This is a genomic window from Cupriavidus sp. 86D6 (assembly GCF_057815095.1).
The window spans coordinates 747,803-762,901 of the sequence record NZ_JBYPSB010000001.1 but is presented as its reverse complement, the minus strand read 5'-3'; the positions used below and the strand labels follow the sequence as shown (position 1 = coordinate 762,901).

Annotated in this window: 14 protein-coding genes; 8 read left to right on the top strand and 6 right to left on the bottom strand. The window is 68.5% G+C overall.

Annotated features, from left to right (window positions below; genetic code table 11):
• Positions 1-22: 22 nt before the first annotated feature.
• Positions 23-844, bottom strand: a complete 822-nt coding sequence (locus tag AC3G88_RS03530) for an NUDIX hydrolase (protein ID WP_488893113.1) — start codon at positions 842-844, stop codon at positions 23-25.
• A 33-nt stretch (positions 845-877) separates the two neighbouring features.
• Here AC3G88_RS03530 and glpK point away from each other — a divergent pair, with 33 nt between their 5' ends.
• The 3 genes from glpK to AC3G88_RS03515 all read left to right on the top strand — a co-directional run bounded on the left by glpK (position 878) and on the right by AC3G88_RS03515 (position 4,531).
• Positions 878-2,413, top strand: a complete 1,536-nt coding sequence (gene glpK / locus AC3G88_RS03525; protein ID WP_488893112.1) for a glycerol kinase GlpK — start codon at positions 878-880, stop codon at positions 2,411-2,413.
• 20 nt (positions 2,414-2,433) lie between these two features.
• A complete protein-coding gene (locus AC3G88_RS03520) occupies positions 2,434-4,038 on the top strand; it encodes a glycerol-3-phosphate dehydrogenase/oxidase (protein WP_153945377.1) in 1,605 nt (534 codons plus the stop codon).
• 109 nt (positions 4,039-4,147) lie between these two features.
• A complete protein-coding gene (locus tag AC3G88_RS03515) occupies positions 4,148-4,531 on the top strand; it encodes a hypothetical protein (protein WP_488770773.1) in 384 nt (127 codons plus the stop codon).
• Between the two features lie 57 nt (positions 4,532-4,588).
• Here the strand turns inward: AC3G88_RS03515 and AC3G88_RS03510 are convergent, their stop codons facing one another.
• The 3 genes from AC3G88_RS03510 to AC3G88_RS03500 all read right to left on the bottom strand — a co-directional run bounded on the left by AC3G88_RS03510 (position 4,589) and on the right by AC3G88_RS03500 (position 5,729).
• On the bottom strand, positions 4,589-4,813 hold the full coding sequence (locus tag AC3G88_RS03510; RefSeq protein ID WP_400392817.1) for a hypothetical protein: 225 nt from the start codon (positions 4,811-4,813) through the stop codon (positions 4,589-4,591).
• A 103-nt stretch (positions 4,814-4,916) separates the two neighbouring features.
• The gene (locus AC3G88_RS03505; protein ID WP_488770430.1) at positions 4,917-5,360 is read right to left on the bottom strand and encodes a YXWGXW repeat-containing protein; all 444 of its coding nucleotides are present in this window, start codon (positions 5,358-5,360) and stop codon (positions 4,917-4,919) included.
• Positions 5,361-5,525: 165 nt separating this feature from the next.
• Positions 5,526-5,729: a hypothetical protein gene (locus tag AC3G88_RS03500; protein WP_092594216.1), complete on the bottom strand. Its 204-nt coding sequence runs from the start codon at positions 5,727-5,729 to the stop codon at positions 5,526-5,528.
• Positions 5,730-6,119: 390 nt separating this feature from the next.
• Between AC3G88_RS03500 and yfiR the strand changes: the two genes are divergently transcribed.
• From yfiR to AC3G88_RS03480, 4 genes are all read left to right on the top strand, one after another.
• Complete coding sequence (yfiR, locus tag AC3G88_RS03495; protein WP_488893111.1) at positions 6,120-6,617, top strand: regulatory sequestration protein YfiR; 498 nt, start codon at positions 6,120-6,122, stop codon at positions 6,615-6,617.
• Positions 6,614-7,933 (top strand): diguanylate cyclase DgcN/YfiN, encoded by a 1,320-nt coding sequence (dgcN, locus tag AC3G88_RS03490; RefSeq protein ID WP_488770432.1) that lies wholly within the window; start codon positions 6,614-6,616, stop codon positions 7,931-7,933. Before yfiR ends, dgcN begins: the two co-directional genes overlap by 4 nt.
• Positions 7,934-7,948: 15 nt before the next feature.
• On the top strand, positions 7,949-8,470 hold the full coding sequence (yfiB, locus tag AC3G88_RS03485) for an outer membrane lipoprotein YfiB (RefSeq protein WP_488770433.1): 522 nt from the start codon (positions 7,949-7,951) through the stop codon (positions 8,468-8,470).
• Between the two features lie 270 nt (positions 8,471-8,740).
• Positions 8,741-11,287 carry an EAL domain-containing protein gene (locus AC3G88_RS03480; protein WP_488893110.1) on the top strand — a complete coding sequence of 849 codons (2,547 nt, stop codon included), beginning with the start codon at positions 8,741-8,743 and terminating at the stop codon, positions 11,285-11,287.
• A gap of 18 nt (positions 11,288-11,305) precedes the next feature.
• Here the strand turns inward: AC3G88_RS03480 and AC3G88_RS03475 are convergent, their stop codons facing one another.
• A complete protein-coding gene (locus AC3G88_RS03475) occupies positions 11,306-11,581 on the bottom strand; it encodes a hypothetical protein (RefSeq protein ID WP_488770435.1) in 276 nt (91 codons plus the stop codon).
• A gap of 70 nt (positions 11,582-11,651) precedes the next feature.
• A complete protein-coding gene (locus tag AC3G88_RS03470; RefSeq protein ID WP_488770436.1) occupies positions 11,652-12,500 on the bottom strand; it encodes a D-amino acid aminotransferase in 849 nt (282 codons plus the stop codon).
• A 327-nt stretch (positions 12,501-12,827) separates the two neighbouring features.
• Here AC3G88_RS03470 and bcsB point away from each other — a divergent pair, with 327 nt between their 5' ends.
• Complete coding sequence (gene bcsB, locus AC3G88_RS03465) at positions 12,828-15,098, top strand: cellulose biosynthesis cyclic di-GMP-binding regulatory protein BcsB (RefSeq protein WP_488770437.1); 2,271 nt, start codon at positions 12,828-12,830, stop codon at positions 15,096-15,098.
• Position 15,099 lies beyond the last annotated feature (1 nt).

The following is a 15,099-nucleotide window of genomic DNA, read 5'->3' as shown; positions in this document are numbered from 1 at the left end:
CCTGGGCCGCGATGCGTGGTGTTCAGGGCTGGACGGCAGCCCAGCCGCGTCTGCGGAGGGCATCCAGCGTCACCAGCGTGGCATCGACGGTCATGGCACGGGCCGCCATGATAGCAAGCAATGCCTCCGGGTCGATATGGCGATGCTCGGCCACTTCGCCATCGCGGTTATGCGGCACGAAGTCCGGCGGCAGCACCAGGTCATATCCATACACGCGTTCCCACTGCACGCCTTCGGGGATTTCGCGCAGCACATCGATCACGCCGTGGGGCTCGGCCTGGGCGGCCAGCGCGGGCGGAATGCCCGATTCCTCGTCGCATTCGCGCACCAGCGTCTCCAGCGGATCACTGCCCGCCGGCATGCCGCCGGCCACGAGGTTGTCCCACATGCCGGGATCGACCGCCTTGGACGGGCTGCGACGCGAGATCCACAGCGCCCGCTGCCCGTCCACGATGCCATTCATGTGCGACGCAAAGGTCAGCAGCCCGAGGAAACGGGCCGCAGCCCGCTCGATCACCGCGAACGGCGCCGCGTCGAGCGCCGGCGTGACGGCAAACAGCTCGTCGCGCCAGCCGCGCACGTGGCCCGCATCGGCCAGTTGCCGGGCCAGCGTGGCCAGCGCCGCGGTGCGCGCCGCCACCGTGGTGCAGCCGGGCAGCAGCGTCACGGCGCCCTCCCCCTGCTCCGGTCCCAGCACATCGCCCATCGCGCGAAGGATGCCGGCATGGCGCCGGGGCAGCCAGCCCACCTGCACGCCATCCACCAGCAGCCGCAGGTGCGCGGCGGAATCGAAGGGGCTGCGCGCGGCAATGCCGGCAATGACAACGCTAACGATATCGGACATGGGCAAACACATTCACCGTTACGGATGGACCGCATGACACCCACGCATTCCACGCAAGCGCCGCAGTACGTTCTGGCCCTGGACCAGGGCACCAGCAGCTCGCGCGCCATCCTGTTCGATCACGCCGGCAATGTGGTGCGGATCGCCCAGCGCGAATTCCGGCAATATTATCCGCATCCCGGGCACGTCGAGCACGACCCCTACGAAATCTGGCAGTCGCAACTGGCCGTGGCCCACGAGGTGCTGGGCGACGCCAATGTCAGCGGCTCGCAGCTGCGCGCCATCGGCATTACCAACCAGCGCGAGACCACGGTGCTGTGGGACCGCAAGACCGGCGAGCCCGTAGGCCGCGCGCTGGTCTGGCAGGACCGCCGCACCGCGCCGATGTGCGAGGACCTGCAGGCGGCCGGCCATGGCGATACCTTCCAGCAGAAGACCGGCCTGATCATCGACGCCTACTTCTCGGGCACCAAGCTGCGCTGGATGCTGGACAACTACGACGGCGCGCGCGAACGTGCCGAGCGGGGCGAACTGGCGTTCGGCACGGTGGACAGCTGGCTGATCTGGCAACTGACCGACGGCCAGCGGCATGTGACCGATGTGTCCAACGCGTCGCGCACGCTGCTGTTCAACATCCACGATTTCCGCTGGGACGACGAACTGCTGGGCATCCTCGATATCCCGCGCAGCCTGCTGCCCGACGTGGCGCCATCCAGCGGCGAGGTGGCGCGCACCGCGACGCGCCTGTTCGGCGTGGAGGTGCCCATCGCCGGGATCGCCGGCGACCAGCAGGCGGCCACGTTCGGCCAGGCCTGCCTGCGCCCCGGCATGGCCAAGAACACCTACGGCACGGGCTGCTTCATCCTGATGAATACCGGCGACAAGCCCGTGACGTCGCGCAACCGCCTGATCACCACCATCGGCTGGCAGATCGGCCAGGACACCCAGTACTGCCTGGAAGGCGGCGTATTCATGGGCGGCGCCACGATCCAGTGGCTGCGCGACGGGCTCAGGCTGATCCACAGCGCCCCCGAGGTGGACCCGCTGGCGCGCCAGTGCGAAGACACCGGCGGCGTGGTGCTGGTACCGGCGTTCGCCGGCCTGGGCGCGCCGCATTGGGACCCCTTCGCGCGGGGCACGATGGTGGGCATCACGCGCGGCACCGGCGGCCCGCATATCGCGCGCGCCGCGCTGGAGTCGATTGCCCTGCAGAGCGTGGACGTGCTCGACGCCATGCAGAAGGACGCCGGCATCTCGCTGGCCGAACTGCGGGTCGACGGCGGCGCATCGCGCAGCGACCTGCTGATGCAGATGCAGGCCGACCTGCTTGGCACGCCGGTCGTGCGCCCCCGCGTGACCGAGACCACCGCGCTGGGCGCCGCCTACCTGGCCGGACTGGCCACCGGCTACTGGACCGATCCCGAGGAAATCACCGGCCAGTGGCAGGTGGAACAGCGTTTCGAGCCGAAGCTGTCGGCCGACGAGCGCGCCCACCGCATCGCCCGCTGGCACCGCGCCGTGGACCGGGCCCGCGACTGGGCCCGTGACGACACTGCCGCCGCACACTGAATCCGACTGCCGAACAAGCCATGCCAATTTCCGTACCTGCGGTCCAGCCGCCCACCCGCCCCGAACTGCTCGATACGCTGTCGCGCACGGCCCGCTGGGACGTCATCGTCATCGGCGGGGGCGCCACGGGCCTGGGCACCGCGCTCGACGCCGCCGCGCGCGGCTACCGCACGCTGCTGCTCGAAGCGGCCGACTTTGCCAAGGGCACGTCGAGCAAGGCCACCAAGCTCGTGCACGGCGGCGTGCGCTATCTGGCCCAGGGCAATATCAGCCTGGTGCGCGAGGCGCTGCACGAACGCGGCCTGCTGGCCCGCAACGCACCGCATGTGGTGTGGCCGCTCGGATTCGTCGTGCCGGCCTACCAGATGTTCGACCAGCCGTTCTACGGCATCGGCCTGAAGGTCTACGACATGCTGGCCGGCGGGCTGAACCTGTCGGGCAGCCGCTGGCTGAGCCACCGCGAAACACTGGAAGCCGCGCCCACCCTGGCCGAACACGTGGGCGGCCGTCCGCTGCGCGGCGGCAACCTGTATTTCGATGGCCAGTTCGACGATGCGCGCCTGGCCATGGCGCTGATGCGCACGCTGTTCGACGTGGGCGGCACGGCCGTGAACTACATGCGCGTATCGGGCCTGACGCAGCGCAACGGCGTGATCACCGGCGTCACCGCCGAGGATGCGCTTGGCGCCGGCACCTTCCACCTGTGTGCCGACTGCGTGATCAACGCCACCGGCGTGTGGGTCGATGCGGTCCGGCAGATGGAAGACGACCAGGCCCGTACGATGGTGGCGCCCAGCCAGGGCGTGCACCTGACCATTCCGCGCAGCTTCCTGCCCGGCGACCGCGCCATCCTGATCCCCAAGACCGACGATGGCCGGGTGCTGTTCCTGGTGCCCTGGAACGGGCACGTGATCGTCGGCACCACCGACACCCCACGCAAGGACCTGCCGCTGGAGCCGCGCGCCACGGGCGACGACATCGACTTCATCCTGGAAACCGCCGCCCGCTATCTGGCGCGCGATCCGTCGCGGGAAGATGTCACCAGCGTCTGGGCCGGGCTGCGGCCGCTGGTCAAGGCCACGGGAGAATCGTCCACGGCGTCGCTGTCGCGCGAACATACGATCGTGGTGTCCCGGGCCGGCCTGATCACGGTCACCGGCGGCAAGTGGACCACCTATCGCAAGATGGCCGAGGACGTGATCGAGACCGCGATCCAGCGCCAGATGCTGCGCGCCGCCCCCTGCCGCACCGCCGATCTGCCGCTGCATGGCGCGGTGGGCATGCCGTCCGACCTGCCGCCCGCCAACTCGGGCTCGCCCGACCGCTACTATGGCGCGGACCTGCCGCTGGTGCGGGCGCTGCCGGGCGCGGACACCATGGTCGTGGCCGCCTCGGGCCTGACCGAGGCCCACGTCCGCTTCGCGGCGCGCCACGAACTGGCCCGCAGGGTCGAAGACGTGCTGGGCCGGCGCAATCGCGCGCTGTTCCTGGATGCGGGGGCCGCGCTGGCCGGCGCGCCGCGCGTGGCGCAGATCCTGGCCGAGGAACTGGGTCACGATGCCGCCTGGCAGGCCAGGGAGCTGGAGGACTTCGGCGCGCTGGCCCGGGGCTACATGCTCGGCTGAATCGCCGGCAATGTCCCCGGCAGGCAGCAAATGGGCTGCCTTGGTGCGAGACTTCGGCGATAATGCCGGCTATTGCATCAGGGAGAACACCATGGACGACATGGATGACATGGACGAGATCGATGATCTGTCCGATCTGCCGATGCCCCGGTTCATCTGGGGCTTCGCCATCACCGCCAGCAAGGGCGGTGAAGTCAGTCACGACGAATTCGAATACCTGACCCACACCCACAATCCGCGCTTCTCGTGCCGCGTCGTGGAGCTGGAGGACATGCCCGCCGACAGCGATGAGTCGGGTATCGACGGACGGCTTGTCCATTACGACGAGCCGGACCGCCTGTTCTACATCACCGATGCCGGCATGGCGCTGGTCAACTTCCAGATGTTCGACAAGCTGCCCGAGAAGAGCCGGCTCAAGAAGGTCTGCGACGAAGCCATCAAGAACTGGATGCTGCGGCGCGAATTCCTCGACGACGAGGAAGACGAAGGCTGAAGCCAATACGAAAAAGCACCCGCGGGTGCTTTTTTCTTGCCGGGCCGCCCTGGCGGCCTAGCTGTCTTTTACCTCGATCAGGCCGGACGCCACGCGCTCGATCTCGCAATACACGGGCAACGCCTCCAAGGGCCCCGTGCAGCCCACGCCCGATGCCTGGCTGGCAGGGGCGCCCGGCGGCAGGAACACAAAGGCCATGCCGGGCTGGAAGCCAGGATGCCGGCGCAGACTGTCATTGAGAATGTCTAGATACTGCGATCGCGTAAAGACCTGCTTGGCCATGTCGAGTCTCCGGAAGATCGGCTGAGCCCGGAAATCCTAGCATGGCCTTACCGCCGCCCGGCACCGCATCGTGAGATTGCCGGTATCGGGCGCGGTAGTCAGGCTAGCACTCGCCCTTCTTGGCGTGGCCGGGCGGGCAGTGGTAGCCGCGCGGGCCGCCACGGGGGCGGTCACCGTCGTAGTCATCGCGATCGTGGCCGTGATAGCGATCATAGTCGGGCCCGCGATTCCAGCGCTCGGGCTGCATCACCCAGCCGTTGCTGGCTCGCACCCAACGCGGCTGCTCATAGATATAGCCCGGGCGGGCGGCTACCCAGTGGCCCTGCTTCCATGCGTGCTTGCGATAGTGGTCGTCCCAGTCCCAGTAGCCGGGCGCCCAGACATAGCCCGCCCGGGGTGCCGGCACGGCTTCGTAGATCGGCGCCGGCGGCGGGGTGCCGATACCGATATTGATATTGACCTGGGCCAGCGCAGCGGGCGCGAAGGCCGCAGCCGACCAGAGCAGCGCGGCGCCGGCGGCGGCGCGCAGGAAAGCATGGCGATTCAAGGTGATCCCTCTTCTTTTAGGAAAAATGCCATAGACAAATGTAAACGAACGAACGGCAGTTTACCCACCGCAAACCCGGTGTGATGTAAGAAAGCGTGTCTGGGCGTTACGCCCCGGCGATCGGGGCGCGAGGGTATCGGCAGCGAGGGGTGCGGCCGCCGGACTTCAGTGGTCGGCGGCCATGGCTTTCAGTTCGGCCTCGCCGGCCACGCGGGCGGCGTCGGCCGTGGTAAAGGTGTCGTCCGACACCATGGTGCGTCGGATCTGCTGCGCGCCGAAGTCCACCAGCGCGATGACCCATACGTAGCGCCCGGCCTGGGGCGCGGTCTGCACAAAAGCCTTCAACTGCGGTCTGGATTCACTCGTCATGATGTATCTCCGTTGGAACACGACAGGACAAGACGCTGGCAGGCGCGCGCGTTGCCAAAAACTCTAGCACATCCATTCCGCCGGCCGGCCTAGGGCATCTGGCCCGGATGCGGACGCAGGCGTTTGTGGCTACAGTTTTTGCAGATCCCGCCGAAACCTACATGGAGTCTCTCACCCGCCAGTTCCACCGGTCCGACCGTACTTTCGCCCGCAGCCCAATTGCCGCGCTCCGCGTTACGCCCATCTCCCTGTTCGCGCGCCGTGCGCCGCCGTGTCCGCCTGGCCCCGCCGGCGTTCCTGGCGATGCTGGCGTTGCTGATGGTTGCATATCGGCCGATACCCGCCCGGGCGTCAGCGCCGCCGGCCCCCGCATCCGCCGCCGTGCCGGCCATGGCACCGTCCAGTCCGTCCGGTCCGTCCGCGCCGGCCATGCCCGTTTCGCGCCCCGATGCCGTCGCCCGCGTGGTCATGAGCCTGCTCAGCTACGCGCGCTGGCCGGGCGAGCGCGAAACCGTGCGGCTGTGCATCGACGGTTCGGCACGCTTTGCGGGCAAGCTGATGGAAGGCGGCACGCTGTCCACCGGCCGGCTCGTCGAGACCCGCCGGATAGACGGGCTGCCGGAATCGCTGGCATCCCAGTGCGACGCGCTGTACCTGGGGGCCATGAACGATGCCCGTCGCCGGGCGCTGACCGCCTATTTCGTCGGCAAACCCGTGCTGGTCATGACCGAAGAGGATTTCGAGTGTGAGGGCGGCAGCATGTTCTGCCTGAGCATCCGCGAGCATCAGGTGTCGTTCCGCATCAATCTCGACGCCATCGCGCGCAGCGGCATCCATGTGCACCCGGGCGTCCTGCAACTGGGGCGCCGCAAGGCACCGGCATCATGAACCTGCCCGGGCGCCGCGCCTCCGTTCGACCTCCGCCTGGCCTGCCGGCCCAGCGCGCCCGCCCCGCCCAGGGCGCCCACGCGCGGCCGACGCTCTATGGCGCGCTGCGCCGCATCCACATGGGCGTGGCGCTGATCGCCGTGCTCACGGTCGGCATTTCGCTGACGTTCCTGGGACTGACCGCGCTGCGCGCCTATGCCGATCACAACCTGAGGCTGGTGGCGCGATCGATTGCCTACACGGTCGAGGCGCCGGTGGTGTTCCGCGACGAAGCGGCGGCCGCCGACACACTGTCGGCCATCGCCGCCGCCGAAGACCTGGCCGCCGTCGCCGTCTTCGATCGCGACGACCAGCCGCTGGCGACGTGGCAGCGCCCCGGCCAGGACCGCTTGCCGGCGCTGCGCGCGATGGCGGGCGACCTGCTGACATCGGGCCCGGTGAACCAGCCCGTCATTCACGAATCGCAGCAGGTCGGCAGCGTGCGCGTGACCGGCGACCCCATCGCCCTGCTGCATTTCCTGCTGCAGGGGGTGCTCGGGCTGGTGGCCTGCCTGCTGCTGACGGCCGTGGGCGCGCACTATATGTCCAGCCGGATGCTGGCCAATATCGTCGATCCGCTACGTAACCTGATGCGCGTGGCCCACGCCGTGCGTTCCGAACGCGCGTTTGGCCAGCGCATGCCGCCTGCCCGCATCGAGGAACTGAACGCGCTGTCCGAGGACTTCAATGTGCTGCTCGACGAACTGGAGGCCTGGCAGAAGCAGCTGCAGCACGAGAACCGTTCGCTGGCGCACCGCGCGACCCATGACAGCCTGACAGGATTGCTCAACCGCGCCGCGTTTACCGAGGCGCTTGACCTGGCCGTCCGCGCCGCGGCGGCCCGCAACCAGTACGCCGCCGTGCTCTATCTGGACAGTGACGACTTCAAGGGCATCAACGACCGCCATGGCCACGCCGCCGGCGACGCGGTGCTGGTCGGCATCGCCCAGCGCATCCGCGCCTGCCTGCGCGACACCGACTGCGTGGCCCGCCTGGGCGGCGACGAATTCGCGGTGCTGATTGCCGGGCTGCGCCAGCCCGACGATGCCGTCCATATCGCCGAAGGCATCCTGGACGCCATGACCAGCCCGATGGGGCTGCCCGACGGCGGCTCGATCGTCGCGCCGCTGAGCATCGGCGTGGCCGTGTATCCGCTCCACGCCCGCAACGGCACGGCCCTGCTGCACGCGGCCGACGCCGCGATGTACGGCGCCAAGCGCCAGTCTGGCGCCACCTGGCGCAGTGCCGAGGCCGCCCCACCGGAATCCCACGTCTAGCCGACCCGACCCGGTATGCCGGACTTCCACGCCGCCCGCCGCCTGCACCTGCGCCACGCCGCAGCGGCGGCGCTGGCGGTGGCGGCGTACCTGGCACTTCCGGGCTGCACCACCGTGCCCCCGCCGGGCAAGCTCACCCCCGCGCAAGTGGCCGTCCTGAAAAACCAGGGATTCACGCTGACCGACAGTGGCTGGGAACTGGGGCTGCCCCACAAGGTGCTGTTCCGCTTCGACGATGACGTGATCGCGCCCGAGCGCCAGGCCGCGCTGCAGCGCATGGGCCACATGCTGCACGACGCCGGTATCGAATCGCTGCGCATCGACGGGCATACCGACGACGCCGGCACCGTCGAATACAACCTGCTGCTGTCCCGCCGGCGTGCCGAGGCCGTGGCCCGCGTACTGGCGGGCTGTGGCTTTCCGCGTGACCGCCTGGAAATCCGTGGCATGGGCAAGGGGCATCCGATCGCCGACAACCGCACGGTCGCCGGACGCGCCGAGAACCGGCGGGTCGCCATCATCGTGTCGGTGGACTGATGCAGCCGGCCTTTCAGCGCAGATTTTCCGAGGAAAGCCTCTAATTCTGGCCTCCCCCGCCGCGCTGTCGGCGCCGGCTCCCGTGGGCGGCGGACGGCCACGCCCCTGAGGATCGGCCAGGCTGCAATTTCTACAAAAAGCCGGGCAAACCCTGCCCTTCGGCAGTAGGGATCGGCCTTACACTCCCGGGGTGCGCGCGGATGGACGGCAATCGAGGGAGCTTGCCGGTAGCGCGCCATGAATTCCCCAAGATAACGAGAAATAGACAGCATGCGTACCCAGGCGCTGGAACAGGCGATCGATGCCGTGGTCGCCGTCAACGCGCGCAACCAGGTCACCCTGTTCAATGCCGCGGCCGAGGCATTGTGGGGTCTCCAGCGATCGGCCGTGCTCGGACGATGCGCCAGCACCCTGGCGCTCGGCACGCTGAGTGTGCCGGACACTGGCAAGCCCGACTCCGCGCGCCAGATCGCCATCTCCCGGCCCGACGGCACGGTGCGTCATGTATGGATCCATACGACGATCTTCGCGCCGCTCGACCGCGATGCCGGCTTGGACGTGCAGTTCGCCGCCTTTCTGTGCGATCACCAGGACGAACGGGGCGAAACGCTGAGCCCGGCCGGCCTGCGCATGTTGTCGCTGTGCCTCGATCACGCCGAAAACCCGGTCATGATCACCGACGGGCGCGGCATCATCTGCCACGTCAATGGTGGCTTTGCGCGGCTGCTGGGTTACGCCCGGCACCAGGCGGTGGGCCGGCCCTGGCATGAACTGCTGAAGCCGCTCAACGCGCGCGCCGACGTGATCGACACCCTGCTGGCCCCGCTGACGCAGGGCAAGCCGCTCCAGCATGAGTCGCTGGTGGCCGACAAGGCCGGCCAGCCGCGCTGGCTGTCGGTGGCCGTGAGTCCAATCATGGCCCCGCCGCCGTCCGCTGCGATGACAAACACGGTCAGCGTGCTCACGGACATCACCGCCACCAAGGTGCGCGAGTCGATCCAGCACCGCACGCTGGAGGCCTTGGCGCGCGACCTGCCCACCACCGACATCATGGCCGACCTGTGCCGCCGGGTGGAGCGCATGGCGCCGGGGGCCATCGCCGCCGTGATGCGGGTGTCCGACGGACGCCTGAAGCCCGTGGCCATGCCGTCCGCCGACGCCGATGCCATGGCCGCCTTCGATAACATGCCGATCGGCCTGCAAGCGGGCTCGTGCGGCGCGGCGGCCTTCCTGGGCAAGCCCGTGGCCGTCGACGACATCTCACGTGATCCGCGCTGGGAAACGCTGCGCGGCGTGGCGCAGGCCGCCGGCCTGGCCGCAAGCTGGTCCACACCGGTACGGGCCGCCGACGGCCGGGTGCTGGGCACGTTCGGCCTGTGCTTTACGGCGCCGCGCCTGCCAGATGCCTTCCACGAGAACCTGGCGGCGGTGGCCGCCGACCTGTGTGCGCTGGCGCTATCGCGCGACCTGGCGCAGGAACGCATCCACCGGCTGGCCTACTACGATGCCCTGACCGGCCTGCCCAACCGCCAGTTGCTGCTGGCGCGCACCGACGACGCCGTGGCGCGCGCCAACGCCGACGGCACGCCGCTGGCGCTGCTGTTCATCGATCTCAACGACTTCAAGCGCGTCAACGACGTCCAGGGCCATGTGGCGGGAGACCGCTTTCTAATCGAGGTGGCCACGCGGCTGCAGCATGTGGCACACGATCACCATGCCGATGCGATGGTGGGCCGCCTGTCCGGCGACGAATTCGCGGTGCTGCTGCCAGGCCACGCGCGCGATGCCGCGCTGGCTGCCGCCCGGCACCTGCTGCAGGCGCTGGGCGCCCCGGTCGGCATCGGCCATGGGCTCAGCCTGTCGCCATCGGCCAGCATCGGCATCAGCCTGCTGACCGAGCAGGCCCGCGACCGCGAAACGCTACTGCATCATGCCGACCTGGCCGTGTACCAGGCCAAGCGCCAGCGCCTGCGGGACCCCGGCAACCAGGTCTGCCTCTACGACGCGGCACTGGCCCAGCGCCTGGGCGACCGACGCACGCTGGAAGGCGAACTGCGCGAAGCCATCGCCGATGGCCGGCTGCGCATGCACTACCAGCCGCAGATTCACCTGGGCACCGGCCACCTCTGGGCCGTGGAGGCGCTGGCCCGCTGGCCGCACCCGCGCCGCGGCGATGTGTCGCCGTCGGTCTTCGTGCCGCTGGCCGAGGAATCAGGACTGATCGTGGCGCTTGGCTACTGGGCCGTGCGCGAAGCCTGCGCCCAGCTGGCACTGTGGCACGACGCCGGGGCAGCCGTGCCGGCGGTTTCGGTCAACCTGTCGCCGATCTGCATTCGCGACCCCGGCCTGGCCGATGTGGTGGCCCAGGCGCTGGGGACAAACGGCCTGCCGCCCGGCGCCCTGACCATCGAAATCACGGAAGGTGTCTTTCTGGAACAGACGCCCGAGGCGGAAGCCACCATCGCCGCGCTGCGCGGGCTGGGTGTGCGGCTGTCGATCGACGATTTCGGAACGGGGTTTTCGAGCCTGAGCCAGCTCACGCGCCTGCCGGTGGAGGAAATCAAGCTCGATCGCAGCTTCCTGCTGGATCTGGAAACCAGCGAGGCCACGCGCACACTGGTGGAGGCCGTGATCCGCATCGGCCGGTCGCGGCAGCTCAATGTGGTGGCAGAAGGGGTAACCAGCGCGTATCAGCGCCAGTTCCTGCAGGACCAGGGGTGCCACGTCGGGCAGGGATTCCTGTTCGCCCAGCCGTTGCCGGCCAAGGCCATCGAGGGCTGGCAGCCCTTGCCGGTGGCCACGGGGCTGGCGTCCTGACGGGCCCGCCGGGACGGTTCAGTCGCCGAACGGATTGGGCACGGTGCTGGCCGGATCGTCGACGAGATCGAATTCGTCGCGCACTTCATCGACCACCGCGCGGATCGACGCCTCGTAGCCCCGCGCATTGCCAAAGCGCGCCATGTCCCAGTTGCGCCCGCGGGTGTCTCGCGCGTGCGGCTCCGGGTCCGGCACCCGGACCCTTGCACCGTCGTCCGCGATCTCGTCGATGTTCTGGATCCGCCGGCTCACCTCTTCCTTGATGACACGCCGGCTGCGTGCGCGCTTGGCCATGAGCAGCCTCCTATCGGTGGTCTCCCGCAGCGGCCATGCTAGCACGCACCCCCGGCGTGGCGCGATGTGATTACAGCGCCGCCTTGGCAGCCTGGTACGCGGCGTACAGCCGCTCGAAAACCGGGCCCGGCTTGCCGGTGCCGATGGTGGTGCCGTCGATCGTCACCACCGGCAGCAGTTCCTTACTGGCCGACGAGATCATCACTTCATCGGCGCCGAACACCTCGTCTCGCGTGATACGGCGGGCTTCGAACGAGATGTCCATCGCGGCGCATAACTCCTCCATCAGGCCGTAGCGGATGCCTTCCAGGATCAGGTTGTCCTTGGGCGGCGCGGCCACGCGGCCCTGCTTCACGACCCAGACGTTGGACGCCGATGCCTCGGTCAGCATGCCGTCGCGGAACTGGATCGCCTCGGTCACACCTGCCTCGGCGGCCACCTGGGCGGCCAGCACGTTGCCCAGCAGCGACGTGGACTTGATCTGGCAGTTGAGCCAGCGGCGGTCTTCCATCGTCACGCACGCCACGCCCTGCGCCACCGCTGCCGCCGGGGGCAGCGCCATCGGGTTGGTCATGATCAGCACGGTCGGGGTGACTTCCTTCGGGAAGGCATGCGCCCGCCGGGCCACGCCGCGCGTGACCTGCATGTAGATCATCTGGTCGGACATGCCATTGGCCTGCACCACGCGGTCGATCTGTGCCAGCCATTCCGATTCGGTATGGGGGTTCGGAATGCCGATCGCGGCCAGGCTGCGCGCCAGGCGCGCCAGGTGCTGCGCGCCCCGGAACGGCTTGCCGTTGTACATCGGAATCACTTCATAGATGCCATCGCCGAAGATGAAGCCACGGTCGAGTACGGGAATGCGGGCTTCGGACAGCTGGAGAAGATCCCCGTTGAGCAGGACGACGGCTTCGGACATGGTGGTTCTCTTGGCAGGAAAGGAGGATGAACGGCATTTTTCCACATGCCCGACGCTGCCTTTATGCAATTTCGGCATGCCGTACGGTCCAGCCTTCCCACGTCAGGCCCTTAAAAGTTTTTAGATGCGGTCAGCCGTATGAAGTGAATCTTTCTTAATTCACCTGCGGCTTCCCGCAAACGCTTGCTGCCCGCCGAAAGTGGCGTGCTATATTCGCCACGCAGTATTCCCAGAACGCAGTCATTGCTGCGCGACATTCATACAGGGCGCCCCGATATGACGGAAATCGTGTCTGGCCGGCTTCGTGGCTGCATGCGAAGGGCCGTGATGCCAATGGCCTTCCTGGCCGCCTTCCTTCCGGCCGTGCTTCCCCAGGAAGCTGCCGCCCAGGCCGCAGCATCGGCCGCTTCGGCTACCCCGGCACCGGTGGCTTCGGCGACGCCGGATGTGGCGGCGGCGCCTCCCGGAAAGGCCCAGACCCTGACCTTTGCCCAGATGGGCGCCAACTACACGATTCCGCTGCGCGGGGTTGATCCCGACCGCACCCTCAACGTCGGCGTCCGGCTCGACGAGGTGGTGACGGCGGCCAAACTGAAGCTGGTCTTCACGTATTCGCCGTCGCTGGTCTATCCGCTGTCGCACTTGAAGATCCGGCTCAATGACGAAGTGGTGGCCACGCTGCCGCTCGACCCGCAGCATGCAGGCCAGCAGATTTCGCGCGAAATCGATCTCGATCCGCGCTTTTTCACTGACTTCAACCGCATCAACGTGCAGATGATCGCGCACTACACGCTCGATCATTGCGAAGATCCGTACCACTCCAGCCTGTGGACCGACATCAGCCCCACCAGCACGCTGACGCTGACCAAGTCCACCGTCACGCTGCCCGACAACCTGGCGCTGCTGCCGGCGCCCTTCTTCGACCGCCGCGACAACCGTCGCGTCACCGTGCCGTTCGTGCTGCCGGCCAATGCCGATCCGGTGACGCTGCGCGCCGCGGGGGTGGTGGCATCGTGGCTCGGCGCGCTGGCGAGCTATCGCGAGTTGCGCTTCCCGGTGGCGCGCGCCGCCCCGGCCGATGCCCACGCCATCGCCCTGGTACTGCCCAACGCCCAGCCTGACGGCGTCCGTATCGACAAGATCGAAGGCCCCACCGTCAGCGTGCTGCCCAACCCCGCCAACCCGGCCCGCAAACTGCTGGTGCTGGCCGGCCGCACGCCGCAGGAACTGGAAGTGGCGGCCAATGCGGTGGTGCTGGGCAAGGCCGGCATGGCCGGCGCCAGTGCCCTGGTGAAGACCGTGGACCTGGGCAAGCCGCGCCGGCCCTATGACGCGCCGGCCTGGGCGCCCGTGGATCGTCCGGTCATGTTCAAGGAACTGGTGACCGACCCGCAGCAGCTGCAGGTGGCGGGCGCCAGCCCCGATGCGATCCGCGTGAACCTGAAGGTGCCCGCCGACCTGTTCGGCTGGAACGACCGGGCGGTGCCGATGAACATGAAGTACCGCTACACGGCGCCTTCCACCTACAACGACTCGGTGCTCAGCATCGACGTGAACGACCAGCTCGTGCGGTCGTACCGGCTCAAGCCGCTCACCGTGCAGACCGACGAGAACCTCGTCAGCGTGCCGCTGCTGTCGGGCGGCAGCGCCAGCGTCAGCAACGAGATCCTGATCCCCGCGTTCCGCGTGGGCAGCAACAACCAGATGCAGTTCCGCTTCCACATCGACTCCCAGAAGACCGGGCTGTGCTCGTCCAGCGCCGCCAACGTGGCGCGCGCCGCGGTGGACCCCGACTCGTCGATCGACTTCAGCGGATTCCTGCACTACGCCCAGCTGCCGAACCTGGCGTTCTTCGCCAACAGCGGCTACCCGTTCACGCGCATGGCCGACCTGGCCGATACCGCCGTGGTCATCCCCGACGCGCCGGGCGCCATCGACCAGGAGGCCCTGCTGACCGTGCTGGGCCACATGGGCAAGTGGACCGGCCTGCCGGCGCTGCGCGTGACCGTGACGCCGGCCAAGGCCATCGATTCGGTCAAGGATCGTGATCTGGTCATCATCGGCACCGGCAGCGCCGCGCAGGTGCTGCAGCAGTGGGGCAAGTCGCTGCCGCTGCTGATCGAGCGCGGCAAGACCGAGATTGCCTTGCGCGACCAGCGCGCGCACGCCTGGTCGAACTGGCTGAGCGGCGTGGACAACGAGAACATCTCGCCGGCCGGGCGCGCGATCCTGACCGCCGACGGGCCGCTGGCCGCGCTGATCGGCTTTGAGTCGCCCTATGCGGAACGCCGCAGCGTGGTGGCGCTGACCGCCTCCACCGACGACCGCGTGCGCGATGTGCTCGACGTGCTGGAAGACCCCGGCAAGGTGGCGCAGATCCGCGGCGACCTGACCGTGATCCGCCAGCGCGACCTGGAAGGCCTGCGCCTGGGCGATACCTACTACGTCGGCAACCTGCCCTGGTACGCGCGCCTGTGGATGCAGATGTCGGCGCACCCCGCCCTGCTGGCGATTGCCGGCATCCTGGCCGGGCTGCTGGTGGCGCTGACCCTGTTCTGGGCGCTGAGCCGGCTGGCGGCACGCCGCAACGGGGGCTGAC